The organism is Micromonospora sp. NPDC049497 (genome assembly GCF_044465805.1).
Classification (GTDB): Bacteria; Actinomycetota; Actinomycetes; order Mycobacteriales; family Micromonosporaceae; genus Micromonospora.
Map to the genome: position 1 here is coordinate 107,947 of NZ_JBITMC010000011.1, position 25,791 is coordinate 133,737.

14 protein-coding genes are annotated in these 25,791 nt (G+C 70.8%); 8 read left to right on the forward strand and 6 right to left on the reverse strand.

Going from position 1 to position 25,791, the window contains the following annotated elements; translation table 11 throughout:
* The first annotated feature begins 71 nt into the window (after positions 1-71).
* Complete coding sequence (locus tag ACIBR0_RS17140) at positions 72-665, forward strand: NTP transferase domain-containing protein (protein ID WP_396716590.1); 594 nt, start codon at positions 72-74, stop codon at positions 663-665.
* A gap of 1 nt (position 666) precedes the next feature.
* On the opposite strand, the gene ACIBR0_RS17145 is transcribed toward ACIBR0_RS17140, so the two are convergent.
* The 6 genes from ACIBR0_RS17145 to ACIBR0_RS17170 form a co-directional block, all read right to left on the reverse strand.
* Positions 667-1,557, reverse strand: coding sequence for an amidohydrolase family protein (locus ACIBR0_RS17145; protein WP_396716734.1), 891 nt, complete (start codon positions 1,555-1,557; stop codon positions 667-669).
* 20 nt (positions 1,558-1,577) lie between these two features.
* Entirely contained in the window at positions 1,578-2,387 is an 810-nt protein-coding gene (locus tag ACIBR0_RS17150; protein ID WP_396716592.1) for a metal-dependent hydrolase, read from the reverse strand.
* Between the two features lie 100 nt (positions 2,388-2,487).
* Positions 2,488-4,110: a protein kinase gene (locus tag ACIBR0_RS17155; RefSeq protein WP_396716594.1), complete on the reverse strand. Its 1,623-nt coding sequence runs from the start codon at positions 4,108-4,110 to the stop codon at positions 2,488-2,490.
* An 84-nt stretch (positions 4,111-4,194) separates the two neighbouring features.
* The gene (locus ACIBR0_RS17160) at positions 4,195-6,009 is read right to left on the reverse strand and encodes a protein kinase (protein WP_396716596.1); all 1,815 of its coding nucleotides are present in this window, start codon (positions 6,007-6,009) and stop codon (positions 4,195-4,197) included.
* Between the two features lie 90 nt (positions 6,010-6,099).
* The gene (locus tag ACIBR0_RS17165) at positions 6,100-7,431 is read right to left on the reverse strand and encodes a glycosyltransferase family 4 protein (protein ID WP_396716598.1); all 1,332 of its coding nucleotides are present in this window, start codon (positions 7,429-7,431) and stop codon (positions 6,100-6,102) included.
* Positions 7,432-7,574: 143 nt separating this feature from the next.
* Positions 7,575-9,518, reverse strand: coding sequence for an amylo-alpha-1,6-glucosidase (locus ACIBR0_RS17170; RefSeq protein ID WP_396716600.1), 1,944 nt, complete (start codon positions 9,516-9,518; stop codon positions 7,575-7,577).
* Positions 9,519-9,560: 42 nt separating this feature from the next.
* Between ACIBR0_RS17170 and ACIBR0_RS17175 the strand changes: the two genes are divergently transcribed.
* The 7 genes from ACIBR0_RS17175 to ACIBR0_RS17205 all read left to right on the forward strand — a co-directional run bounded on the left by ACIBR0_RS17175 (position 9,561) and on the right by ACIBR0_RS17205 (position 25,649).
* Positions 9,561-12,281: an MGH1-like glycoside hydrolase domain-containing protein gene (locus tag ACIBR0_RS17175; protein WP_396716602.1), complete on the forward strand. Its 2,721-nt coding sequence runs from the start codon at positions 9,561-9,563 to the stop codon at positions 12,279-12,281.
* Positions 12,282-12,334: 53 nt separating this feature from the next.
* Positions 12,335-13,027 (forward strand): HAD family hydrolase, encoded by a 693-nt coding sequence (locus ACIBR0_RS17180; RefSeq protein WP_396716604.1) that lies wholly within the window; start codon positions 12,335-12,337, stop codon positions 13,025-13,027.
* A gap of 103 nt (positions 13,028-13,130) precedes the next feature.
* Positions 13,131-14,075, forward strand: coding sequence for a rhomboid family intramembrane serine protease (locus ACIBR0_RS17185; protein ID WP_396716606.1), 945 nt, complete (start codon positions 13,131-13,133; stop codon positions 14,073-14,075).
* Positions 14,076-14,112: 37 nt separating this feature from the next.
* Positions 14,113-14,859 carry a DUF4184 family protein gene (locus tag ACIBR0_RS17190; RefSeq protein ID WP_396716608.1) on the forward strand — a complete coding sequence of 249 codons (747 nt, stop codon included), beginning with the start codon at positions 14,113-14,115 and terminating at the stop codon, positions 14,857-14,859.
* Between the two features lie 417 nt (positions 14,860-15,276).
* Positions 15,277-15,981, forward strand: a complete 705-nt coding sequence (locus ACIBR0_RS17195; RefSeq protein WP_396716610.1) for a hypothetical protein — start codon at positions 15,277-15,279, stop codon at positions 15,979-15,981.
* A 91-nt stretch (positions 15,982-16,072) separates the two neighbouring features.
* The gene (locus ACIBR0_RS17200; RefSeq protein ID WP_396716612.1) at positions 16,073-16,855 is read left to right on the forward strand and encodes a S1 family peptidase; all 783 of its coding nucleotides are present in this window, start codon (positions 16,073-16,075) and stop codon (positions 16,853-16,855) included.
* Between the two features lie 181 nt (positions 16,856-17,036).
* The gene (locus ACIBR0_RS17205) at positions 17,037-25,649 is read left to right on the forward strand and encodes a DNRLRE domain-containing protein (protein ID WP_396716614.1); all 8,613 of its coding nucleotides are present in this window, start codon (positions 17,037-17,039) and stop codon (positions 25,647-25,649) included.
* Positions 25,650-25,791: the final 142 nt, after the last annotated feature.

Here is a 25,791-nt window from a genome sequence, read left to right on the forward strand (position 1 = left end):
CGGGACGGACGGGCACCAGGGTGCCGGCCCGTCCCACTGTGGAGGGGGCCCAGCTGAACCGGATCGCAGGAATGATCATCGCCGCGGGCGGGGGACGCCGGATCGGTGGCCCGGAGGCTCTGCTGCACCAGGGGGAGAAGCCCCTGGTCAACCAGATGATCGACACGATGACCGAGGCGGGTTGCGAGCGGATCGTGGTCGTGCTGGGCGCCGCGGCCGACCAGGTCCGCGAGACGGCGGATCTGACCCGGGCGACGGTCGTGGTCAACCGGGCGTGGGGCACGGGGGTCGGCTCGTCCATCCGGGCCGGCCTGTCCGCCCTCGACGACGAGGGGATCGAGGCGGTGGTGGTGGTCCCCGTCGACATGCCGGGCCTGACCACCGCGGCGGTGCGCCGGGTGGCCGCGCTGCCGTACCCGGACGTGCTGGTGTGCGCCACCTACGGCGGGCTGCGCGGCTACCCGATGCTGTTCGGTCGCCGGCACTGGTCCGGCATCGCCACCCTGGCCAGCGCCGACGTGGGCGCCCGGCCGTACCTGCTGGCGCACAAGGACCAGATCGTCGACATCGCCTGCGACTCGGTGGCCGACGGCAGCCGGGTCGACAGTCCCGAGCTGATGGCGCTCTACGGTCTGACCGTCCCGCCGCAGCGCGTCGGCGTCTGATCTATCCGTCCAGGTCGAACAGGGCGGCGGCGTTGTGCCAGCACACCGCGCGCAGCCAGTCGTCGCCCAGGTCGAGCCGGGCCAGGCCGGCGAGCTGTTCCGCGTACGGGTAGGGGATGTTCGGGAAGTCGCTGCCCAGCAGCACCTTGCCGGCCAGCCCCAGCGCGCGCAGCCGGGGCCGCTCGTCGGCGGGGAACGGCACGAACCGGTCGAAGAACGTGGTGAACACCATCGTCGTGTCCAGGCGTACCCGCTCGTAGGACTCGGCGAGGTCGAGGAACGCCCGGTAGTCCGGCGCGCCCAGGTGCGCCACCACCGCGTGGAGCGCGGGGTGCCGGGCGAGCAGGGCGGCGAACGGATCCGGTCCGGTGTGGTCGGTGCCGACCGGCGCGTGCCCGGCGTGCGTGACCACCGGGACGCCCGCGTCGGCGAGCATCCCCCAGACGCGGTCCAGCGCCGGGTCGGTCAGCGCGAAGTTGCCCACCTGCACGTGGACCTTGAACACCCGGGCGCCGGAGTCGAGGGCGTCGGCGACGTACCGCTCGGCCTCCGGCTCGTCGAAGAACGTCGCCGAGGGCAGGCACCCCGGTGTGGTCGCGGCGAACTCCAGCGTCCACCGGTTCAGCTCCGCCGCCATGCCGGGTCGGTGGGCGTACGCGAGGGCACTGAACGCCCGTACGCCGAGCCGGCCCAGGTGGGCGACCCGCTCGGCGTCGCTCCACCGGTACCGGATCGGCCACTCGGTGCCGACCAGGGGCCCCGCCGCGTCGAAGTACGCCCAGACCCGGCGCAGCAGGCGGGGCGGCAGGAAGTGCACGTGCACGTCGGCGAGCCCGGGGAGCCCGAGAGCCTGCCAGAACGCGGGCACCTCGTCGTCGGCCGCCGGCGGCAGGTGGGCGTCGGAGAGCACGGTCACACGTCGATGTTGAAGCGTTGCAGGACCGACGGGGCGACCAGCCCGAGGGTGGCGAGCACGGAGACGATCGTCAGCGCGGTGCGGACCACCAGCACCTCGGTCTTGCCGCCGGCGCGCAGGGCGATGCGGTCGGGCAGGCTGATCATCGTCCACATCCGTCGCTTGATCGGGATCGGCCACAGGATCGGCACGCCGGCCCGGGTGATCATGTCCCCGATGATGTGCACGAAGCAGCCCACCCCGACGGCCAGGCCGATCATCGGATAGCCGCGGTCGCCGGGCAGGTTGGCGAAGGTGAACCAGGCCGCGGCGGCCGAGGCGAGGGTGACGATCACCCAGCCGGCCCGTTCCGCCCACTCGTCGAACAGGCCGCGCAGGGCCAGGCCGAACATGAAGAACAGGATGCCGATCACGGCCCACTTGCCGTACGCGGCGCAGAGCGCGGTGGTGCCCCAGCCGACCAGGGCGGTGAACGGCAGCGTGTGGGTCAGCGTGCGGTGGCCGTTGTTGCGGCGGGGGTCCTTGCTCAGCTTCGTCGCGTAGTAGACCCCGAGCGAGACCTTCTCCGTCACCTCGGCGATGAACAGCGAGAACACGCCGAACGTGCGGGCCACGGTGGCCCCGCCCTGGTTGCGGGTCACCTTTCCGGACAGGTCGAGGTCCGGGAAGAGCGCGCCACCGGCGCACACCGCCGTGCCGACCGCGATCGCCAGCGGTGACTGCTCGTAGTCGTAGAAGTGGTTCAGCGCCCACGACCCGGTCAACCACACCGCCGCGCCGGACAGCGCGTGGGACGGTCCCATCATGTCGGCTCACCTTCCCGGGGATCTTGAGCGCCAAAACTACGTCACTGTAGTTCGGCGTGGCGGCGCAGGGGCATCACCCGGTCGTCCACTGGGGAACGCGTCAGGGCAGGGGCGTGAAGCTCTGCCGGATCATCAGGAAGAACTCCCGGTTGATCCCCCAGTCGAACTCCCTCGTCAGCCAGGAGACGGTGTACGCGCGCTCGGCGGAGGTGTTCGCCAGCAGCCGGGCGGTCTGGACGCGGTCCCCGGCGGCGTTGGTCCAGGCGCACTCCCACAGGGCCGCCCCGCCGAACATGTCCAGGGCCGAGATGTCCACCTTCCGGTAGTCGCGCAGCGCGCTGTCGGCCGCCGTGAGGCGTTGCTCCTCCGACCGCCACCACCCGACGGGGTCCGCGCGTCGCGGGCCGCTCTCCACGCTGAGCACGCGAGGGCCGCCCGGCTCACGGAAGCAGGTCGTCGACCCCTCCGTCCAGCGCAGCCAGGCCACCGGCGCGGCGATCCGCCAGCCGGCCGGGTCCTCGTGCCACGTCCAGTTGTCGACCAGCCGCAGCGCCCCGGGCGGCGGTGGCTTCGACGGGACGGGCGTGGCGCCGGGCGGTGGCGGGGTGGAGCAGGCGAACGCGGCGGGCCTGGGTGCCGGAGAGCCCGCGCCCGACCCGGGGGAGGGCGTCCTCGTGTCGTCCGGCCGGGTGAGCGCGACGCCGATCCCCGCGGCGACGAGCAGCGCGACGGCGGCGCTGCCCGCTGCGAGCCACCGCCGTCGAGGTCGCCGTGCCGGTCCGGTTGGACGGTCGTGGTCGGTCGGATGTCCGTGGTCGGCCGGGGCCGAGGCGCGGGTGCCGGGACGGGCCACCGTGGGCGCTGCGCCCGGACCCGTGGGGGGCAGGTCCGGGCCGACCGGGCGGTCGTGGTCGGCCGCCGCCGCGAGCAGCAGCGGCTCGGCCTCGGCCGCGGTGAGGCGGCGCCACGGGTCGCGCTGCAGCAGCCCGGTCAGCGCCGGACGCAGCGGCCCGGCGCGGCGCATCGGGTCGGGCGGCTCGGTGGCCAGTGCGCTGAGCGTGGCCATCGTGTTCGCCCGGGCGTACGGGGACTGTCCCTCCACGGCGGCGTAGAGCGTGGCGCCCAGCGACCACAGGTCGGTGCGGGGGTCCGAGACGCCGGCGCGGGCCCGTTCCGGGGCGACGAACTGCGGCGAGCCGAGCACCATGCCCGGACCGGTCATCGCGCCGTCGCCCCCCTCGAAGGTGGCCAGCCCGAAGTCGGTGAGCACCACCCGCCCGTCGTCGGCGACCAGGACGTTGTGCGGCTTCACGTCGCGGTGCAGCACTCCGGCGGCGTGCGCGGCCCGCAGCGCGGCCAGCACCGCCAGGCCGATCCGTGCGGTACGCCGGGGATCCAGGGGACCCTCGGCGTGGAGGATCTGCTGGACGGAGCGGGACCGGACGTACTCCATGACGATCCAGGGGCTGTCCCGGTCGTGCACGACGTCGTACACCCGCACCACGTTCGGATGGGTGAGCCGGGCGGCCGTGCGCGCCTCGCGCAGGGTCCGCAGCCGCAGCTCCGCGCGTTCGGATTCGGCGAGCCAGGTCGGCGGGACGATCTCCTTGACTGCGACGTCGCGGTGCAGCATCTCGTCCCGGGCCAGCCAGACCCGGCCCATTCCGCCGGTGCCGACCAGGTCGAACAGCCGGTACCGGCCCGCGATCAGCCCTTGGCGCACGCGCGCTCCCCCTCGGTCACCCCGAGTCACACGATAGTCAGCATTCCGGCATTTCTCATGCGCAGCGATCGGCCGTGTCGTCGGTCAGGCGGCCGGCCGCAGGCTCGCGCGGATGATCCGGAACTGCTCCGCCGCCCCGGCCCAGTCCCGGTCCCGGGTGATCCAGCCCAGGGTGCGGGAGGTCGGGGCGGCGGGGCGCGTCGGCACGACCTGCACGGCGCGCAGCCGGCCGCCATGGGGGGTGTCCCACTCGCACTCCCACTCCGCCGAGTCCGCGGTCGCGCCGAGCCGGATCTCCACGTACCCGGGCAGGGTGCCCGCCGCCCGCGCGCGGGCCCGGGCGGCCCGGAGCCGGTCGAGCGCGTCGGCCGTGGCGTCGGAGGAGGTGGCGACGCTGAGCGTCCGGCCGGTTGCCGGGTCCTGGAAGCAGGCGACGTCGTCGTCGCGGGAGTAACGCCAGCCGGCCGGCACGGCCACGCGGAAACCGTCGTCGGCGTGCCAGACCCAGCCCGGTGGCGGGCGGAAGGACACCTCGGGCGGCGTGGACGCGGCGACCACGAGGGTGCCGTCCACGTACGGCCGGACGCAGGGGAACGGCGGCGGGGGCCGGCCTCCCGGCGGTGGCGGCCGTACGGGGTCCGGGGCGTACCGCTGGTCCGCCGTGGTGACCCGGGGGTCGCCCGGGGCGGGACCGCGCGGGCCACCCGGACCGCCGGGGCGGTCGTGGTCCTCCGGCGGCGGGTAGCCGCCCGGGCCGCCCACCGACCACGCCGCCTCCGGGCCGTCGTCGGGACGCCCCGCGACAGCCAGCGCGGTGCCCACGCCGGCCGCCGCCGCGACCAGCAACGCCACCCCGACCAGCGCCCAGCGGCGCAGCGGCGGACGACGGGCGGGGAACGCGTCGTTGCCGCCGCGCGTCTCAGCAACCGCCGGGCCGGGCACGCCCGGGTCCTCGTCCGGGCCGGAGGGCGTCACCGGAATCCGCTCGCCCTCGACCGGGGACCCGTCGACGTCGGGCCCGCCCGTGGGGCGGGGCAGCGGCACGGTCTCGCCCGCGGTGTCGGCCTCCGCCCGGTCGGATCCGGGTTCCCCGGCCGCCTCGGCGAGCCGGCGGTGGGTCTCCTCGTGGTCGGTCCGCCGTCGCGGGTCGCGCCGCAGCAGGCCGGCCAGCACCGGGGCCAGCGGGCCGGCGTGCGGCGCCGGGTCGGGCGGGCCGGCGGCGAGCGCGCTGAGCGTCGCCATGGCGGTGCTCCGGGCGTACGGGGACCGGCCCTCCACCGCGGCGTGCAGCGTCGCGCCCAGCGACCACAGGTCCGCCGCCACACTGGACACGCCCTCGGCGGCGCGCTCCGGGGCGACGTACTGCGGGGAGCCGAGGACCATGCCGGGCCGGGTCATCGCCCCGTCGCCGCCGTCGAACACGGCGAGCCCGAAGTCGGTGAGCAGCACCCGCCCGTCGTGGGCGACGAGCACGTTCTGCGGCTTGACGTCGCGGTGCAGGACACCCGCGGTGTGCGCGGCGCGCAGCCCGGCGAGCAGTGCCAGCCCGACCGCCGCCGCCCGGACCGGCGGCAGCGGACCGTCGGCGTCCAGGACGTCCTGGAGGGTGCCGGACGGGACGTACTCCATCACGATCCAGGGGCTGTCACCGACCCGGACCACGTCGTAGACCCGGACCACGTTCGGGTGGTCGATGCGGGCGGCCGTCCGCGCCTCGCGCAGCGCCCGGGAGCGCAGCTCGTCGCGTTCGTCGTCGGTGAGCCAGCTCGGCGGGACCACCTGCTTGACCGCGACCTCGCGGTGCAGCACCTCGTCCCGGGCCCGCCAGACGCGGCCCATGCCGCCGCGCCCGACCAGGTCGAGCAGGCGGTACCGCCCGGCGACCAGCCGCTGCTCCACACTCCACCCCCGCCCCGGCCCCGCCCGGCGTTCACCTTAGCCAGGAGATCGGGAGCCGCCTATCCACTGTGGGCGGGTTTCCCGGTCCTCCTAGCAGGCGGTGCCGCCGACGGCGAGCAGGTTCCCCTCCGGGATGACGATCGCCTGCCGGCCACCGCCCAGCCGGGCGGTGACCCGGCGGACCTGCACCGGCCCGTGCTCCCGGCGCGCGGTGGCGTACGTGGCGGCGGTCCGGGCCGCGATCGTCGCCCAGCCGTACCGCTCGCTGACCATCGTCCGGGCCCGCCGTGCCACCCGCCGGGCGAAGACCTCGTCGCCGAGCAGGTGGCCGACCGCCCCGGCGAGCGCGTCCGGGTCGCTGTGCGGGAACGTCACGCCGGTGACGCCGGGTTCGACGATCTCCGCCAGGCCGCCGGTGCGCGCCACGGCGAGGGGTGCTCCGGCCGCCGCCGCCTCCAGAGCCACCATTCCGAACGGCTCGTAGAGGCTGGGCACCACCGTCGCGTCCGTGGCGGCCAGCACCGCCGGCAACTGGGTGGCGTCCAGGAAACCGGCGAAGCGGACCGACTCGCCGAGGTCCAGGCGCCGTGTCCGCTCGACCAGCTCGTCCCGGTACGGGCCGTCGCCGGCGATCACCACGCGCAGGCCGGGGTGCCGCTGGAGCAGGTGCGGCACCGCGTCGACCAGGTGCTGCACGCCCTTCTCGTAGACCAGGCGGCCCGCGTACCCGACCAGCGGGCCGTCCCCGGCGAACCGGGCGCGGGCGGCGGCGACCGCCCGGGGCCGGGCGTGCCAGGCGCGGTCGTCGACCCCGTTCGGCACCACGTCGACCAGGTCGTCCGGCACGTCGAACAGCCGGGCGACCTGGTCGCGCATGTAGCCGGAGCAGGCGATGACCCGGGTGGAGGCGTTGCTCAACCAGTGCTCCACGCCGTGGATCGTGCGGTTCATGTCCTCGGGCAGCCAACCCTGGTGCCGGCCCGCCTCGGTGGCGTGGATCGTGGTGACCAGCGGCAGGTCCAGGTGCTCGGCCAGCGTGACCGCGGTGTGCGCGACCAGCCAGTCGTGGGCGTGGATGACGTCGTACGCGCCGGACTCGGTGGCCCGCAGCGCCGCACGGGTCAGCGTGTGGTTGAACGCCATCGTCCAGGCCAGCAACGACGACGTGGCCAGCGGGAACGCCACCGGGTCCTCGGCGGCGCGCAGGATGCGCACGCCGTCGGCGTACTCCTCCAGGGGCGCGCCCTCGGTGTGCCGCGTGACGACGGTGACCTCGTGCCCGGCGGCGGCCAGCGCCACCGACAGGGCGTGCACGTGCCGGCCGAGGCCCCCGACCAGCACGGGCGGGTACTCCCAGGAGAGCATCAGCACGCGCTGGTGCCGGGCGGGGTGGATGTCGATCACGTCGGCCTCTGGTGACATGCGGCGCCCCCTCTGAGTTGTCCCCGAGCCCGCGCCGACCGGCACCGGAATCGATGCCCGTCAGGCGTGTAACTGGATCGGAACCCATCCTGCTGGCATCCGGCTAACCAGCGGAGACGCGACCGTTGCCGTCGTGTAAATCGCTACCGGCGGCCCCTCCGCGCCCGGAGCAGCTCCGCCACCGACCAGGCCTGGAAGGGGCAGCCGGTCGCCTGGTGCGGTGGCAGGCCGTCGGCGGTCTCACTGACCGAGCCCAGGCCGTACTCCGTCAGGTGCGCCTCGATGCCCACGAACAGGTCGTCGACGCCGAGCCGCGCCCGCCGGGCCGCGTCGGCGTACGGGCCGAGCAGCCACGGCCACACGGTGCCCTGGTGGTAGGCGCCGTCCCGCTCGGCCGGCCCGCCCCGGTGCCGCCCGAGGAACTCCGGCGAGTCCGGGGACAGGCTGCGCGGGCCCAGCGGGGTGAGCAGCCCGGCGGCCACCCGACGCAGGGTCGGCTCGTCCGGCTCCAGCGGGGCGTACGGCAGCGACCAGGCCAGCAGCTGGTTGGGGCGCAGCACGTCGTCGTCGTGGTACGCGGCCCCACCCAGCGGATACGCGGGCGCCGGCGCGTCCACCACGTCGTGCAGCCAGCCGGTCGGGGACGGGAACCGGTCGCGGAACGCCTTCGCCGCCCGCTCGTGCAGCCGGTGCAGGTCCTCGGCGTCCTGCCCGGCCAGCTCGGCCAACTCGGCCAGGCCCGCCAGGCCGTTGATCCACAGCGCGTTGACCTCGACCGGCTTGCCGGTGCGCGGGGTCACCGGCACCCCGTACACCCGGGCGTCCATCCAGGTCAGCGCGGTGCCCGGGGTGCCGCCCTGGGTGAGCAGCCCGTCGTCGGGGTCGACGGCGATGCCGAACCGGGTGCCGGCCACGTGCGCGTCCACGACACCCCGCAGCGCGGGCAGCAGCTCGTCGCCGAGGTCGGTGTCGCCGGTGGCGGTCACGTGCCGGCTCACCGCGTGCAGGAACCACAGCGTCGCGTCGACCGTGTTGTACTCCACCCGCCCGGTGTCGGCGGTGTTGGCCAGCATGCCCTCGGACAGGGTCGCCGCGTACGACCGCAGCAGTTCCCGCCCCTCGGCGGCCCGGTTGGTGCAGAGGAACAGGCCCTCGTAGGAGATCATCGTGTCCCGCGACCAGGCGCCGAACCACGGGTAGCCGGCCACCACGTCCGGCCCGTTCGCCGTACCGACCACGAACGCGTCGGCGGCCAGGGCGAGCGTCGCCTCCACCGGGTCGGCCGGTTCCGCCGCGGTCACCACGGCCCGGTTGCGGGCCCGGGCCGCCGCCACCACCTCGGTCGCCTCCGGCGGCTCGTCGGCCAGGTCGCCCGCCCAGGCGAGCACCGACACGGTGTCGCCCGGCCGCTCCAGAGCGCCGGAGAACCGGCCGGCGTGCCACAGGTCCTCGTCGGGGTTCAGGCCGCGCGCGGCCTCCTCGCGGTGGTGCGCGCCGACCCACCACTGGCCCTCCGGGGACCAGCCCGGCCCGGCCAGGCGGAACGCCCCCTCCACGACCGCCCCGCCGGCGACCGGCTCCACCCGGGGCGTCGGCCCGTCCGCGCGCCGCTCGCCGTGCGCGTCCCGCCAGGTGCACGCGGCGCTCAACTCCAGTTGCACCGGGCCGCCGCTCACCAGCCGGTGCACCACCGCCACGCACGACCGGCCGTACGCCATGGCGATCTCCCGCTCGACCACCACGTCGCCGATCCGCCACCGCCAGCGGGGCAGCCCGTCGGTCAGGTCGAAGCGTTCCAGCAGCTCGAAGCCGCGCGGGTCCACGTCGCCGGAGGACCACTCGTGCGCGCCGAGGCGCACCCGGGCGCCGGACGGCAGGACCACCGCCGGGTCGAGGCTGGCAAGTCCCATGTTCCGGGACGCCGGGGTGTCGCCGGCCACCACGAGCAGACCGTGGTACCGGCGGGTGCGCAGCCCGCTCACGGTGCCCATGGCGTACCCGCCGAGGCCGTCCGCGACGACCCATTCCCGGGTCGCCCCGCTGGTCAGGTCGCCGCACACCTGCGGACCGAAGCGAATGTCGATCAACTTTCCTCCACCGGCAACGGGGTGCCACACGCCACGACGAGAATGGCCGCTGTGGTCAAGTACCCCGGCGGCGTCGAAGATGTGCAGGTGATCACCGACCCCTCGAACCCGTTCACCTCCGCGCCCGACCCGGAGCGCATCCGGCTCGCCCAGGCTGACGCGGGGGAGCAGGACTGGCGCGCATGGGGTCCCTATCTGTCCGAGCGGGCGTGGGGGACGGTACGGGAGGACTACAGCGAACACGGCACGGCGTGGGACTACTTCCCCCACGACCACGCGCGGTCCAGAGCCTACCGGTGGAGCGAGGACGGCATGGCGGGCGTCTGCGACGACCGGCAGACGTTCTGCTTCGCCCTGGCGCTGTGGAACGGCCGGGACCCGATCCTCAAGGAGCGGATGTTCGGCCTCGGCGGGGACGGCGGCAACCACGGCGAGGACGCCAAGGACTACTGGTGGTACGAGGACTCCACCCCCACCCACTCCTGGATGCGGTGGCGCTACCACTACCCGCAGGCCCCCTTCCCGTACGACGAACTGGTCGCGGTCAACGCGCTGCGCGGCCGGGACGACACCGAGTACGAGCTGGTCGACACCGGGATCTTCGACGACGACCGGTACTGGGCGGTGACCGTCGACTACGCCAAGGCCACCCCGACCGACATGTGCGTCACGGTCACCGTCGCCAACCGGGGCGACCGGGCGGAGACCCTGCACGTGCTGCCGACGCTCTGGTTCCGCAACACCTGGGCGTGGGGGCTGCCCGGCGGCGACCGGATCCCCCGCCTCGTCGGCGAGGGCTCCCGGCTGGTCGGCGAGCACCGGGTGCTCGGCCAGCTCCTGCTCGAGGGCGACGGCGACCCGATCCCGCTGCTCTGCGACAACGACACCAACGCCGAGCGGCTCTGGGGGCTGCACGGGCGGTCCCGCTACCCGAAGGACGGGATCAACGACCACGTGGTCAACGGCGCCGCCACGGTCAACCCCGACCGGGAGGGCACCAAGGGCGCGCTGCACTACGTGCTCACCGTGCCCGCGGGGGAGCAGCGGCAGATCCGGCTGCGTCTGACGCGTACCGCACCGCCACCCGGCGGCACCGCGCCCCCGCCGGCCGACCTCGGCGCCGGCTTCGACGCGGTCGTCTGGGCCCGCAGGGCCGAGGCCAACCGGTTCTTCGCCGGTGTCATCCCGACCGCCGCGACCCCCGACGAGGCCCTCGTGGCGCGGCAGGCCATCGCCGGGCTGATGTGGGGCAAGCAGTTCTACCACTTCGACGTCAAACGGTGGCTGGAGGGCGATCCCGGCTCGGCGCCCCCGCCGCCGGGCCGCCGGCACGGGCGCAACAGCGCCTGGTGGCACATGACCAGCTTCGATGTCATCTCCATGCCGGACCCGTGGGAGTACCCCTGGTACGCCGCCTGGGACCTGGCCTTCCACTGCGTGAGCATCGCCCGGGTCGACCCCGGCTTCGCCAAGGAGCAGATCCTGCTCCTGCTGCGCGAGTGGTACCTGCACCCCAACGGGCAGATCCCGGCGTACGAGTGGGCGTTCGGTGACGTTAACCCGCCGGTGCACGCGTGGGCCGCGCTGAAGGTCTTCGAGATCGACGGCGGGCGGGACCACGCCTTCCTCGCCCGGGTGATGCACAAGCTGCTGCTCAACTTCACCTGGTGGGTCAACCGGAAGGACACCGGCGGCAACAACGTGTTCGAGGGCGGCTTCCTCGGGCTGGACAACGTGGGTCCCTTCGACCGGTCGGCCGCGCTGCCGGTCGCCGGGGTGCTGGAGCAGTCCGACGGCACCGGCTGGATGGCCATGTACGCGCTCAACCTGCTCGACATCGCGATCGTGCTCGCCGAGCACGACCACACCTGGGTGGACACCGCCACCAAGTTCTTCGAGCACTTCGCCTACATCGCCGCCGCCGCGTACGAGCAGGGCCTCTGGGATCCCGAGGACGCGTTCTTCTACGACGTGCTGCGCCTCACCGACGGCACGAAGGTGCCGCTGAAGGTGCGCTCGGTCGTCGGGCTGCTCCCGCTCGCGGCGGTCACCCGGCTCACCGCGAAGACCCTGCACCGGCTGCCCGAGCTAGGTGCCCGGCTGCGCTGGTTCCTCACCAACCGTCCCGAATTCGCCTCGGTCATCGGCGCCCGCCGGCTCGGCCCGGACGGCCGCCAGCAGCGCCTGCTGTCCATGGTCGGCCCGGACCAGATCGTCCGGCTGCTGGCCCGGATGCTCGACACCGACGAGTTCCTCTCCGAGTACGGCCTGCGGACGCTGTCCCGCGCCCACCTGGACAAGCCCTTCTCGGTGACCCTCGGCGGGCAGGAGTTCTGCGTCGGCTACGAGCCGGCCGAGTCCACCAGCGGCCTGTTCGGCGGCAACTCCAACTGGCGCGGCCCGATCTGGATGCCGACGAACTTCCTGCTGATCAGCGCGCTGCGCGACTACGCGGCGTTCTTCGGCGACGACCTCCAGATCGAGTACCCGACCCGCTCGGGCGTGAAGCGGACCCTCGACGAGATCGCCGACGACCTGTCGGTACGGCTCATCTCGCTTTTCACCCGCGACGACTGGGGGCGGCGACCCATCTACGGCGCCGCCCAGCTCTTCCAGACCCACCCCGACTGGCGGGACCTGATCTCCTTCCCGGAGTACTTCCACGGCGACAACGGGGCCGGCCTCGGCGCGTGGCACCAGACCGGCTGGACCGCGCTGGTCGCCGACCTGATCCTCACCCTGCGCCGCCCGGAATCGGGATGAGCGGTCCGCGGCGAGGCAGTACGGTGGCGCGGGCCGCACACAGGGGAGGACGCATGCCGTACACCGGTCAGGTGCTCGTGTTCGACGCCGACGACACGCTCTGGGAGAACAACGTCGTCTTCGAGCGGGTGATCGACGACTTCCTGGAGTGGCTGGACCACCCCACCCTCGACCGGGTCGAGATCCGGGCCATCCTCGACGACATCGAGCGGGCCAACGCCGTCACCCACGGGTACGGCAGCAAGGTCTTCCTGCACAGCCTCGGCGAGTGTCTGGAGCGGCTACGGGAGCGCCCGGCCACCGACGCCGAGCGGCGGGACATCGACGGCCTCGCCCGGGCGCTGGTCGAGCACCGGGTGGAGCTGATGCCCGGCGTCGCGGAGGCGCTCGACGAGCTGGCCGGCCGGCACGAGCTGCTCCTGCTCACCAAGGGCGAGCACGAGGAGCAGCAGCGCAAGCTCGACGCGTGCGGCCTGCTGCACCACTTCGGGGCGGCGCACATCGTCAAGGAGAAGGACGCCGACACCTACCGGTGGCTGGCCCGGGAGCACGACTTCGACCCCGCCCGCGCCTGGATGATCGGCAACTCGCCGAAGTCCGACATCCGGCCCGCCCGCGCGGCCGGGATGAACGCCGTGTTCATCCCCAACGAGAACACCTGGGTGCTGGAGCACGACGAGCTGGACCCGACCGACACGGGCGTCCTCCGGCTCGCCGCCTTCCCGGACCTGCTCCGCCACTTTTGAGCGGGGCCGCCGGGAATCCGATCTTGGGTTAGCCTTTCCGGCGCCGTCCTGCGCCCGACGGCGTACAGGTTGCGCGGCATCGCGCCGGACCGGGAGACCCGCCTTGGACACCACGAGCACCCCGCCCTCCGACCAGCCGTCGGCCGAGACCCCCACCACCTGCTTCCGGCATCCCCGCCGGGAGACGTACCTGCGCTGCTCCCGCTGCGACCGCTACATCTGCCCGGACTGCATGCGCGAGGCGCCGGTGGGCTTCCGCTGCCCGGTCTGCGTCAAGGAGGACAACCGGACAGTACGCGAGGCGCGCACCGTCTTCGGTGGCCGGACGGTCAGCGTGCCCCTGGTGACGTACGCGCTGATCGCCCTCACCGTCCTCGCGTACCTGGTCGAGCTGGCCGTCCCCGGAGTCGTGGAGCTCTTCTACAACGTCGGTGCCGTGCTGGTCGACGCCGACGGGGCGCACTATGTCGACGACGGCAACCCCTACTCCGGCTACGAACAGGCCGGGGTCCTCCACGGCGAGTGGTACCGGCTCGTCACCTCGGCGTTCCTGCACCAGCTTCCCGGCGACGGGATCTTCGGGATCGCGCACATCGCGCTCAACATGTACTGGATCTGGGTGCTCGGCCGGATCCTCGAGGAGCGCCTCGGGCACGCCCGCTTCACCGCCGTCTACCTGCTGTCCGCCGTCGGCGGCTCGGTGCTGGGTGTCCTGGTCGACCCGGGCCAGGCCGCGCTCGGCGCGTCGGGGGCCGTGTTCGGCCTCGCGGCCTGCTACGTCGTCCTCACCCGGAAGCTGCACCACCACCCCCTCGACGGTCGCCACCTCATGGTGATGTTCGTCCTGTGGCTGGTGCTGTCGGCCAGCTTCACCTCGTGGGAGGGGCACCTCGGCGGGCTGCTCGCCGGTGGCGTCACCGCCCTCGGTCTCGCCTTCGCGCCCCGCGACCGGCGGGGCCTGGTGCACGCGCTGGTGATCGGCGGTGTGACGGTGCTCCTGGTCGGGCTGGTCGTCCTGAAGTCGCTCCAGTTCGCCGGCACCGTGTGACACCAGCGGACGCCCTCGCCGACGGATCGGACGCCACGTGCCGCTGACCTTTCCGTCGCACCTGGCGGCGGTGCTGCCGCTGAAGCTCTGGCGGCCGCGCTGGTTCGACGGCGTCGCCCTCTGCGCGGGCGCGGTCTCGCCGGACGTCGGGTACCTGTTGGTCGGCACCGCGTGGGAGGTTCCGCGCACCCACACTCTCGGCGGCCTGCTCTGGTGGTGCCTGCCGGTGGCGCTCGGGTACGCCTGGCTGGTCCGCCGCTGCGCTGCCGTGGTTGCTCCGCACCTGCCGGTGGGCCTGACCTACCGCTGGCCGGACCTCGCCGCGCTCGGCGCCGTCCGGCACCCCTGGCTGGTCACCGTCGCCTCGGCGCTGATCGGCGCGCTCAGCCACGTCGGCTGGGACCTGGTCACCCACACGGACTGGCTGCGCGCGCTGGGTGTGGACTGGTACGCGGCCACCGGTGTCCACTGGTGGACGGTCTCCGACGCGGCAAGCACGGTGCTCGGCGCGGTGGTCGTTGTCTGGTTGGCGCGCCACGTTGCCCGCCAGCAGGACAGCGTGGGCCGGCCGCGCCCCACGCGGCGGATGGTGTTCTATGCGGTGGCAGGGGCTACGCTCGCCGTGGGGATGGCCCTGCTGCCGCTGTTGCCGGCGGCCGACCAGGTGGCCCCGACCGGCGTACGGCTGTTCCACGTGCTGGCGTCGGCCCTGGTGGCCGGCGGCGTCGCGGCGACCGTCTCGACGCGTCGGCGTGGAGACGGCCTCGACAGGAAACAGCGCTGACACAACCGGCCGTGTTACGCCAACATGCCGCTTTTTCACCTTGACATCAATCACTCCCCGTTGGACCCGGGAAACCTTGTCCGAGCTGGCGAAACGCGCCTAGCCTGATCCGGCGCTCACGGCTCTTCGGGGTGAGTCGGGAGCGCGCCGAAGTCCGGTAGTTGGGCACCGTGGAGCTGAGTGCAGGCGGGCCGGCTCGCCGTGAAGAGGTCGGCGTGGGCGGACGTGCCACGTCCGCGCGATCGACACGGCGATGTCCGCTACCACGCCGGACGGCTGGGGGTCAGGATCGGGGAGTTGCGGACCCGATCCTGACCCGTTCCCCGGTGGCAGGAGAGTCCGGTCGCGGCTCGCCACACCACGCTGCGGGGCCGGATGCCTCTGTCCCGGCTCGTCCGACGGCGCGACACTTGAGATATGACACGTCAGCGCGTACCACTGCTCGCCTGCCTGGTCGTGCTGCTCGTCGCGGCGTGTTCGACCGACGGCGGCGGCTCGGCTTCGTCGCCCACGCCCTCTGCCGTCGCGCCGACCACCGCGTCCTCCGCGCCCGACCCTGGCCAGTCCTCCGCGCCCAGCCCCGGCCCGACGAGCACCTCGCCTGGGCAGCCCGCGCCGTCGTCGGACTGGCGGGCCACCTACGGTTGGGCCGTGCCGTCCACACCGGTGGGTGTGCCGCACCGGTTCGCCGTTCCCGTCGCACCGCCCCCGGCGCCACCGCTGCCCACATTGGTCGAGGTCCGCGTCGGCGACCACCCGGCGGAGAACTTCAGCCGGATCACCTTCGCCTTCCGCGGCCCGACGCCGCCCTACCAGGTGGCATATGTGGCTGGGATCGAGCAGGACGGCAGCGGCGATCCGGTGGTACTGCCCGGCACTGCGTTCCTGGCGGTCCGCTTTCAGCAGGCCCAGGCCCACGACGAGGCCGGCCGGAGCACGCTCGTGGCCGCGCCGCCCCGGACGATCGGCTACCCCACGTTGCTCGGCTGGGCACCCGCCGGCGATTTCGAGGGCCAGGTCAGTGTGGGTCTCGGGCTGAGCGGTCGCTGGCCGGTGCGGCTTGCTGAGTCGACCCGGCCGGACGGCATCCATGTGGTCTCGGTCGACGTCCGGCGCGGCTGAACCGCGCTCACGCGGGACAGCGGACCGGGTATGTCCTCGAGGTAGGTCAGCGATAGCTGGCGCGGTATCGGTCGGTCGTATCCTCCAGCGCATGAATCGTTCGTCCGGCATAGCGCGGCTCCTCCGGATCTGCGCCACCACCGCCGTACTGGGCCTGTCTACCGCGCTGACCGTCCCCGGCACCGCCAACGCGATCGCCAACGGGACCGACGTCGGCGAGGGCCAGTACCAGTTCTCCACCAAGCTCACCATGACCGACATCCCGCGGTCCGACGGCACCACGTATGACAGCGCCTGCTCCGGCGCGCTCATCGCCCCGCAGTGGATCATCACCGCGGGTCACTGTTTCCACGACACCGCTGGTCGGCGGGTCAGCGGCGCCGTGCCGTACGCGACCACGGCGACGCTGGGGCGGGCGGACATCAACGCCACCACCGGGCACGTCGTCGACGTGGTCGAGGTCCGGCAGGCGCCCCGGCAGGACGTGGCACTCGCCAAGCTGGCCACCCCGATCACCGATATCGCGCCGCTCGCGGTGAGCACCACCGTTCCCAAGGCCGGCACCATCGTGCGGATGACCGGCTGGGGCGCCACCAGCTCCGTCAACGCCACACCGACCACCCACCTGCAGACCGGTGAATTCAAGATCAGCCGAGTGGCCGGCGCCTCCGTCAAGGTTGTCGGCTACGCGCCGGCGGCGAACACCAGCGCCTGCCTGTGGGACTCCGGCGCGCCGTACTTCGTGGAGAACGCGAACGGCGCACAGACGCTCGTGTCGGTGGAGTCCAGCGGCCCGTCCTGCCCGCACTCCCAGGAGGAGACCACCGAGCGGGTCGACTGGCTCGCCGACTGGATCAGCCAGAACGCCGTCTGATCCGCAACACCGCCGACGCCGGTGGCACCGGGCACTCGCCCGGAGCCGCCGGCGTCGTGCTGTGCGCCCTCCAAAGAGGACAGCCCTACCCATCGTGACGTATCGGAAACATAGCTTTCGGTGTATGCCTCGTTCCTAGTTTCCTACCGACATGTCTCCATCGGGACTTGGAGGACAACGGGTGAAACAGCGACTGCGAGGGCCGCTCATCGCGGCCCTGGTGTTGGCCCTGGTGGCCACGCTCGGCGGGATGGAGGCGCTGCGCCGGCATGAGCCGGACCGGTCGTCGACGGCCTCCGCCGGCGAGGATGACGGTTTCCTGGACCGGCTGGGCCGGGCCGCGCGGGGTCTGGTCGGCGGCGGGCGGGACCGGGTTCGGCCGGAGGAGATCGTCGCCGGGCTGAGGCTGGACCAGAAGCCGAAGCCGGGGGTGGTGAAGAAGCCGGCGAAGCGGGTCAAGGAACTGACCGGTCGCCGGACGGCGACGACCCGGGTGTTCGCGATGTCCGACGGGCGGCTGCAGGCGGAGGTGTCGGCCGCGCCGCGCTTCTACCGTGACGGCAAGGGCGCTTGGCGGCCGATCGACACGACGGTTTCGCCGTCGCGGGTGGGCGGCTTCGCCGCCGCGAACACCAGTAACACGTTCACCAGCCGGTTCGGTGCCTCGACCGCGGCCCTGGCCCGCTTCGAGCTCGACGGGCAGCAGGTGACTCTGGGCCTGGCCGGTGCGTCGCGGAAGGTGACGCCGAAGGTGGACGGGAACACCGTCACCTACGCCGGCATCGCGAGCGGTGTCGACGTGTCGTACGACGTGACGGCGACTGCGCTGAAGGAGCGGTTGGTGCTGGGCAGCGCCGCCGCCGCGTCGGCCATGACGTTCACGATGGACGCGGGCACCCTGAAGGTCGCGCAGCGTGAGGACGGTTCGATCGAGTTCCGGTCCCCGGGGGACAACCGGGTGCTGCTGGTCATGCCGGCGCCGTTCATGTACGACGCCAAGGCTGAGGCCTCCTCGCCGTACGGCTACGCGTACAGCACGAAGGTGACGCAGGCGCTGCGGGCCGACGGCGGCCGGTGGGCGATCGACGTTACCGCGGACAAGGGCTGGCTGGCCGACCCGAAGCGGGTCTGGCCGGTGACCGTCGACCCCACCATCAAGGTCCAGCCGGCGAAGGACCAGGCGCAGGACGCGATGATCGTCTCGGACGGTCCGAGCTCGAACTACGGCAGCACCTGGAACCTGTCGGTCGGTACCACCGACCTCGCGGCGGCGCGCAGCCTGGTGAAGTTCGACCTGTCGACCATTCCGGCGAACACGACGATCGACTCGGCGTCGCTGCAGATGTACTACGACCAGATCCACACCACCGGTGCCTACGACGTGCCCATCGAGGTCCGCGAGGTCACGCAGGCCTGGGACGAGGCCACGGTCACCTGGAACTCGATCAACGACAAGATCGGCTCCGGTGCGGCGACCGTCGTCATGGTCGACGACATCGACGCTGACAAGATCGCGATGGTGGGGTCGTGGCCGAACTCCACCAGCACGATCGTCAAGGACGGTATCAACGGCACCTACCGCTACAACAAGGACACCGTCGCCGGTGACACCTTCACCTGGACCCCGACGTTGCCGGAGGACGGCACGTACACGGTGGAGGAGCACCACGTCCCTTACTCGGACCGGTCGACCGCCGCGGACTTCACCGTCACCTATGACGGCGGCTCCAAGCTGACGAAGGTCAACCAGCAGCAGCCGGCGAACGCCGACTGGGCGACCCTGGGCACCTACCCGTTCAAGGCCGGGACGGCCGCCAAGGTCGTCCTGAGTGACGCCACCGTCACCAGCAAGGTGGCGGTCATCGCGGACGCGGTGCGGTTCACCAAGGCCGGCGGCGTCAAGCGCGCCAACGAGGCGAACGTCTGGAACACCTTCCCCGCCACCAACCTGGTCCAGAAGTGGCTCAACGACCCCACCACCAACTTCGGCTTCATGCTGAAGGCGGTGGACGAGGCCCGGCTCGGGCACGGCGGGCCGCGCTACGAGGCCGCGGAGGACGCCTACAACGGGGAGACCGAGAACGCCCCGAAGCTGATCGTCAACTACGGCAACCCGGGCGTCGTCGTGGACACGCCGCGGACGCTGTACCCGACGGGCGCCGCGCTGCGCTGGTCGCAGTACCCGGGCTCGGACATCGCCGAGTACCAGGTGCACCGCTCGACCAGCCCGAACTTCACCCCCTCGGCGGCCACCCTCATCGCGCCGGTCAGCACGGGCGTCCGGTCGTACACCGACACCACGGCCACGCCGACCCCGGCCACCTCGACCGACCCGTACGGGCAGGTCTACTACTACCAGGTCGCGGTCAAGACCACCGGTGGCGCGGTGGTGCCCTCCACCGCCGTGGTGGCCAAGCTGCCGAAGTCGGGGCAGGTCGTACAGACCATCCAGGCCAGCGGCGACGCCACCATCTCCTCGAAGCTGTCCACCACCAACCTGAACACCCTCGGCGGCAAGCCGCTGGTCAACGTCGGCAACAACTCGGTCGACTACGCCTACACCCGAGCGCTGCTGCGCTTCGACACCTCGTCGATCCCGTCGAACGCCCGGCTGCTGTCCAGCTCGCTGAACCTGTGGTCGTCCGGCAGCATCTTCGACACCTCACAGCACTCGAACTACAACGTGCACGCGCTCACCAAGCCGTTCGACCCGGCGACGGTGACGTGGCAGAAGGCCGACAGCACCACCACGTGGACCTCCGGCGGTGACTACAACCCCACCGTCGTCGCCTACCTGGGCAACTTCGGCCAGGACGACCCGCCCCAGTGGCGCCGCTGGACCGTCAAGGACGCCGTCCAGAGCTGGATCAACGGCACGGCCACGAACAACGGCTTCCTGATCAAGCACTCGGACGAGGGCGGCCGGCTCAAGGAGAACACCTCGTTCCTGGCCACCGAGGGCACCGACGCGATGCGCCCACAACTGCAGGTCGTCTACACCGTGCCGGACGCCGCGCAGACCTACCACGCACCCGCCACCCCGACGCTGATGACCTCGGACGGCACCTACAGCGTCCCGGTCACCCTGTCCAACCCCACCGAGTCGACGACGTGGACCGCGGCGGACTGGGTGCTGTCCTACCGGTGGGTCCCCACCGGCGCCACCGAACCGCTCGCTGTGCCGTCGCTGCACACCGCGCTGCCCGCCGACATCGTCCCGGTCGGCAGCTCCACCGGCGCCAGCACCGTCGACGTCGTCGCGCAGGTGAAAGCGCCGCCGCCCAGCACCGACGGCAACCGGCGCAACACCTACACCCTCAAGTGGGAGCTGTACAACAAGACCCAGAGCAAGTGGCTGTCCGAGACCACCTCGGCCGGCTTCTGGGCGCTGCCGCAGCAGATCTCCGTCGACGAGCCCACCTCCGACCAGCTCGGACTGGAGAAGTTCTACTCGTACGCGGGCAAGAACACCGGTGCCGGCGGCACCCTGATGAACAACCTGTACGCCGGGAACACCATCTGGTCGTACAACGCGTTCAGCAACCCGTCGCGGGGCGTTTCCACGTTCGTGCGGCTGTCGTACAACTCGCTGGACACCTCGGACACGGTCGCCGGGTTCGGCTGGTCGCTGCAGGCGTCGTCGATGATGCGCCTGGGCACCCCGCTGGACTTCCACCCCAACCCGAACCCGAACAAGGTCACCTTCACCGACGGCGACGGCACCAGCCACCGGTTCACCCGCGATGACGCGACGGGGCAGTGGACCAGCCCGAAGGGTGTGCACCTCTACCTGGAGAAGGTCACCAGCCTCGACTGCAAGCCGAACACGCAGGAGTCGCGGGCCTGGCGGCTGACCAAGCCGGACCGCACCCAGTTCTACTACGACTGCGAGGGTTTCCTCACCAGCGTGGTGGACAACAACGGCAACGAGATGCTCTTCACCTACGAGGAGCGCAAGTCCAACAACAAGCCGACCAAGTTCCTGCGCTACCTGACCGACTCGACCGGCCGGCAGACGCTGACCATCGACTACTACGCCAAGGGCCAGGACTACGACTACATCGACGACGTGGACTGGACCCGCAAGTCCGCGACGAACCTGACCAACCCGCACATCATCGACCACGTCTCGCAGATCACCGACATCTCGGGCCGCAAGCTCACCTTCACCTACACCGACAAGGGTCTGCTCGGTGAGGTGATCGACGGCGCCGGGTCCAGCCAGCCGAAGGTGTTCAGGTTCGCCTACGACATGACCCAGGGCAACAAGAACGTCAAGCTGGTCAAGGTCACCGACCCGCGGGGCAACGCCACCGACCTGGTCTACAACTACCCCCAGACCGGTGACGACCCGCAGTGGCACTGGAGGACAAAGTCCTACACCGACCGGCTCGGGCACCTGACCCAGTTCGCCTACACCGACCCGGACGGCACCCAGGGCAACAACATCGACAGCACGGTCACGGACGCGGAGAACCACGCCACCGCGTACCGGATGGACGGCTACGGCCGCCCGTACCAGACCACCAACGCCAAGAACGAGATCACCAAGCTGGGCTGGGACGACGACCACAACGTCATCCGGCTCGAGGAGGCCAACGGAGCGGTCTCGACGTGGGCGTACGACGCCAAGACCGGCTACCCGACCGAGATCAAGGACGCGGAGGCGGTCGCCAACGGTACCTCGGGCACGGTGCTGACCTACCAGCGCCAGCTCAACGGCTACGTCGCCGATCTCACCGAGAAGACCAGTCCGGAGGGGCGTAAGCACACCTTCGGCTACGAGTCCGACGGCGACCTCTCGTGGGTGATCGACCCGATCGGCAACACCACGTCGGATCCGGAGGACTACAAGACCTCCTACACGTACGACGCGTGGGGTCAGATGCTGACGGCGACCGACGCCAACGGCAACACCACGAAGAACGACCTGTTCGACGCGAACGGCTACCCGCAGAAGATCATCGACGCGAAGACGAAGGCGACGACGTTCGTCTACGACGTGCGCGGCCAGGTCACCAAGGTCACCGACGCCTACGGCAAGAACACCACGCTGACGTACGACACCTTCGGCCGTCCGCTGGAGAACCGGGTCCCGAAGGACCAGGCGACCGGCGACATCATCGTCACTCCGGCCCCGGAGTACGACCAGAACGACAACGTCGTGAAGTCGTACGCCCCGAACGGCGCGTACACCACCGCGTCGTACGACAAGGCCGACCAGCTGACCCACACGCTGGCACCGGTTGACCAGACGGGTGACCCGGAGCGGAAGACCTCGTTCACGTACGACAAGGTCGGTAACCCGCTGACCACCACGGAGCCGAAGGGCAACCTGACGCCGACGGTGGCCGGTGACTTCGTCACCACCAACGCCTACGACGAGATCTACCAGCTCATCTCCGTCATCAACGCGGCGGGCCATAGGGTCACGTACGAGTACGACAACGTCGGAAACGTGCTGAAGGTGGTCGATCCCCGCAAGAACCTGTCCACCGCGACCACCGACTACACGACGCTATACGACTACGACTCGGCGCACCGGGTCACCAAGGTGACGGACGCGCTCGGCAAGTTCACCATGACCCGGTACGACCGGGACGGTCTCGTCACCGCGTCGACCGACCAGCTCGGCAACACTACCGAGGTCGTCCTCGACAAGCGGGGCAAGCCGACCGACGTGAAGGTGCCGCACAAGACCGACAACGGCGTCGTCACCCACCGCGTCACAGAGTACGAGTACGACGAGGTCGGCAACCAGACGCGGGTCATCAGCCCGCGGGGTGTCGCCACGACCGACGACCCGGACGACTTTGCCACGGTCAACGTCTACGACGAGCTGAACCGGGTGAAGGAGACCCGCACGGCGTACGACAAGGACGACGCCCGCTACAAGACCGCGGACGTCACCACCTACACGTACGACGACGTGGGCCGGCTGGCGAAGGTCAGTACGCCGCCGTCGGCGGGCGAGTCGGTCCGCAACGACACGGCCTACAGCTACTTCGACAACGGCTGGACGAAGACCAGCAGCGACCCGTGGGACATCCTCACCTCCTACGACTACAACAAGCTCGGTGCCCAGACGGCGCGGACGGTGACGTCGGCAGGCGGGTCGTCGAACCGGACGATGAGCTGGTCGTACTTCCCGGACGGCAAGCTGGCGTCCCGGACGGACGACGGTGTGCCGGTCGGCCAGCACGTCGTCCTGGCCGACAACTCCGACTTTAACAACGTCACTACCACCGGCACATGGACGGCCGCGACGTCGGCGACGGGGAAGTACGGCCACAACTACGCCACCCACCCGGCAGGGACCGGCACGGAGGCGTTCACGTGGCAGTTGAACGTGCCGCAGGCCGGCACGTACGAGGTGTTCGCCCGCTACCCGCAGGTCACCGGCGCCGCCACCGACGCTCGGTACACGGTGAAGCACGGCGGTGGGGACACGGTGAAGACGGTCAACCAGACCACCGGCACGGGGACGTGGGTGAGTCTTGGTTCGTACAGCTTCACCGAGGGCAACAGCCACGCGGTGTCGCTGTCCGACCAAGCCACCGGCACGGTCGTGGCGGACGCGGTGAAGGTGGTCCGGGACAACACCGGCGAGACCGACAACGAGAAGGTCGACTACGCCTACCGGTACGACCCGAACGGCAACCTGACTGCCATCACCGACTCGTCACCCGGTGCCCGGGTCGACACGTACGCGGTCGCCTACACGGGCCTGAACCAGGTCCAGACGGTTGCCGAGAGCAAGTCGGGGACGGTCAAGAACACGACGTCCTTCACCTACAACGAGAACAGTGCGCCGCTCACCACAGCGCACGACAAGCAGTACGCCAGTTACGCCTATGACGAGCGTGACCTGGTGGCGACGGTGGTCAACGGCAAGTCCGCCACGGACGCCGGCAAGAAGACGACAACCTTCGCCTACACCGATCGGGGTGAGAAGCAGAAGGAAACCAAGGGGAACGGCAACACCGTCGACTACACGTACTACCTCGATGGGTTGTTGAAGTACCAGGTCGAGAAGAAGCCGAACGGAGTGGTCGTCTCCGAGCACTCCATGGCCTATGACCTGAACGGCAACCGCATCTCCGACAACAGCAAGAAGATGCGCGCGGACGACGCCTCGGCGTACGTGTCGAACAACGCCACCTACACGTACGACCCGCGTGACCGCGTCGTGTCGGTGAACAAGAGTGGTGACACGCCGGGCGACGAGACGTACGTCCACGACGCCAACAACAACGTCATCCAACAGACGGTCAATAACGTCACCACCGGGTTCAACTACGACCGGAACCGGCTGCTGACGGCGACGACGGGCGGGGCGATGTCCTCGTACAACTATGACCCGTTCGGTCGGCTGGACACGGTGACTGCCGCGGGTGTGGTGATCGAGAAGAACCTGTACGACGGGTTCGACCACGTCCTGGAGAACCGTAAGAAGATCGGTGCCGGCACGACGGTTACGCAGTACACCTACGACCCGATGGATCGGACGGCGACGAAGACGACCGACGCCGGTGGGGCGAAGGAGAAGGTCACCACCTTCAACTACCTGGGGTTGTCGTCGGAGGTCCTCGATGAGGAGGTGGCCGGGGAGCTCACCAAGTCCTACCAGTACTCGCCGTGGGGCCAGCGGCTGTCGCAGGTGACGCACAAGGACGACGGGACCGAGGAGGAGGCGTACTACGGGTACAACCCGCACACCGACGTCGAGCAGCTGACCGACGCCAGCGGTAACACGAAGGCCACGTACGGCTACACCGCGTACGGCAAGGACAACGAGGCCGAGTTCACCGGTATCGACAAGCCGGACGCTGCGGACCCGACGAAGGAGCCGTACAACGTCTACCGGTTCAACGCCAAGCGGTGGGACCAGGCCTCCGGCTCGTACGACATGGGCTTCCGCGACTACAGCCCCGGATTGAACCGGTTCCTGTCCCGCGACAGCTACAACGGCGCGCTCTCGGATCTCAAGCTTGGCCTCAACCCGTGGACGAGCAACCGCTACGCCTTCGCCGGAGGCAACCCGATCGGCTTGGTGGAGTTGGATGGTCACACGGTCGTGCCCATCGCTCCCATCGCTATTCCGGCCCTCGGCGTTAGCGCTGCTGCCGCGGCGCCGCTCGCCCTTGGAGCGGTAGCTGTCTTAGGCATCAGTCTGCTGGCTGCGGCGGCGATAAATTCCGATGGTGAACTGACCGCCGACCAGAAGGCGGACCAGGCGGGCATTCACGGTACCGAAGAGGGAGCTGAGCAGGCAGCCAAACTGGCGAAGGAGTTGAATGACACCAGAAGTCCGTACAAGGCTGAGAACGGCACTACATCCGTCGTGAAGGTCTGGGACTCGAACACAGGCACCTACAAGATCAAGGTGGCGGTCGAAGATTCTGGGGTTAAAGACCTGCCGGAGGGTTGGGAAGAAAAGATTCGCGCAGTCTATGGCAATGAAGCTGCGATCGAGTTCATTCAGAACAATGGGAAGAGAAGGAAGGGGATGGGGCAACATGCGGAGGAAAGCATTATCGATAGCCTCGGCGGTAACGAGGTGATCGTTGAGGGCGGTGCATCGCGCAGCGTGTGCATGCATATCTGCAACGCAGAGCTTGGCCCGAGGATGGAGCTTGGTGGCCAATACTATGTACGGGAAGGCGGCACCAAATTTCGTGCCTTCTATCGCCCATTCATGCCTTGGATGTCACCTCCGGTGGCAATTCCTCAGCTTCCGACTGCACCGAACCCTGTTCCCGGACCTATGCCGGGGCCAGCGCCTGGGCCGTGACAGCCGAGAGCCGGGACGAGAGAGGCTCCAGCGCCAAGGTTGAGTAGGTACGTGAGCGGTGCCATTCCGAACTGACGGTGTGGCACCGCTCACAGGTCTTGCTAAGCCATACTCAACCGGTAGACGCGGCGCCACAGCGGAG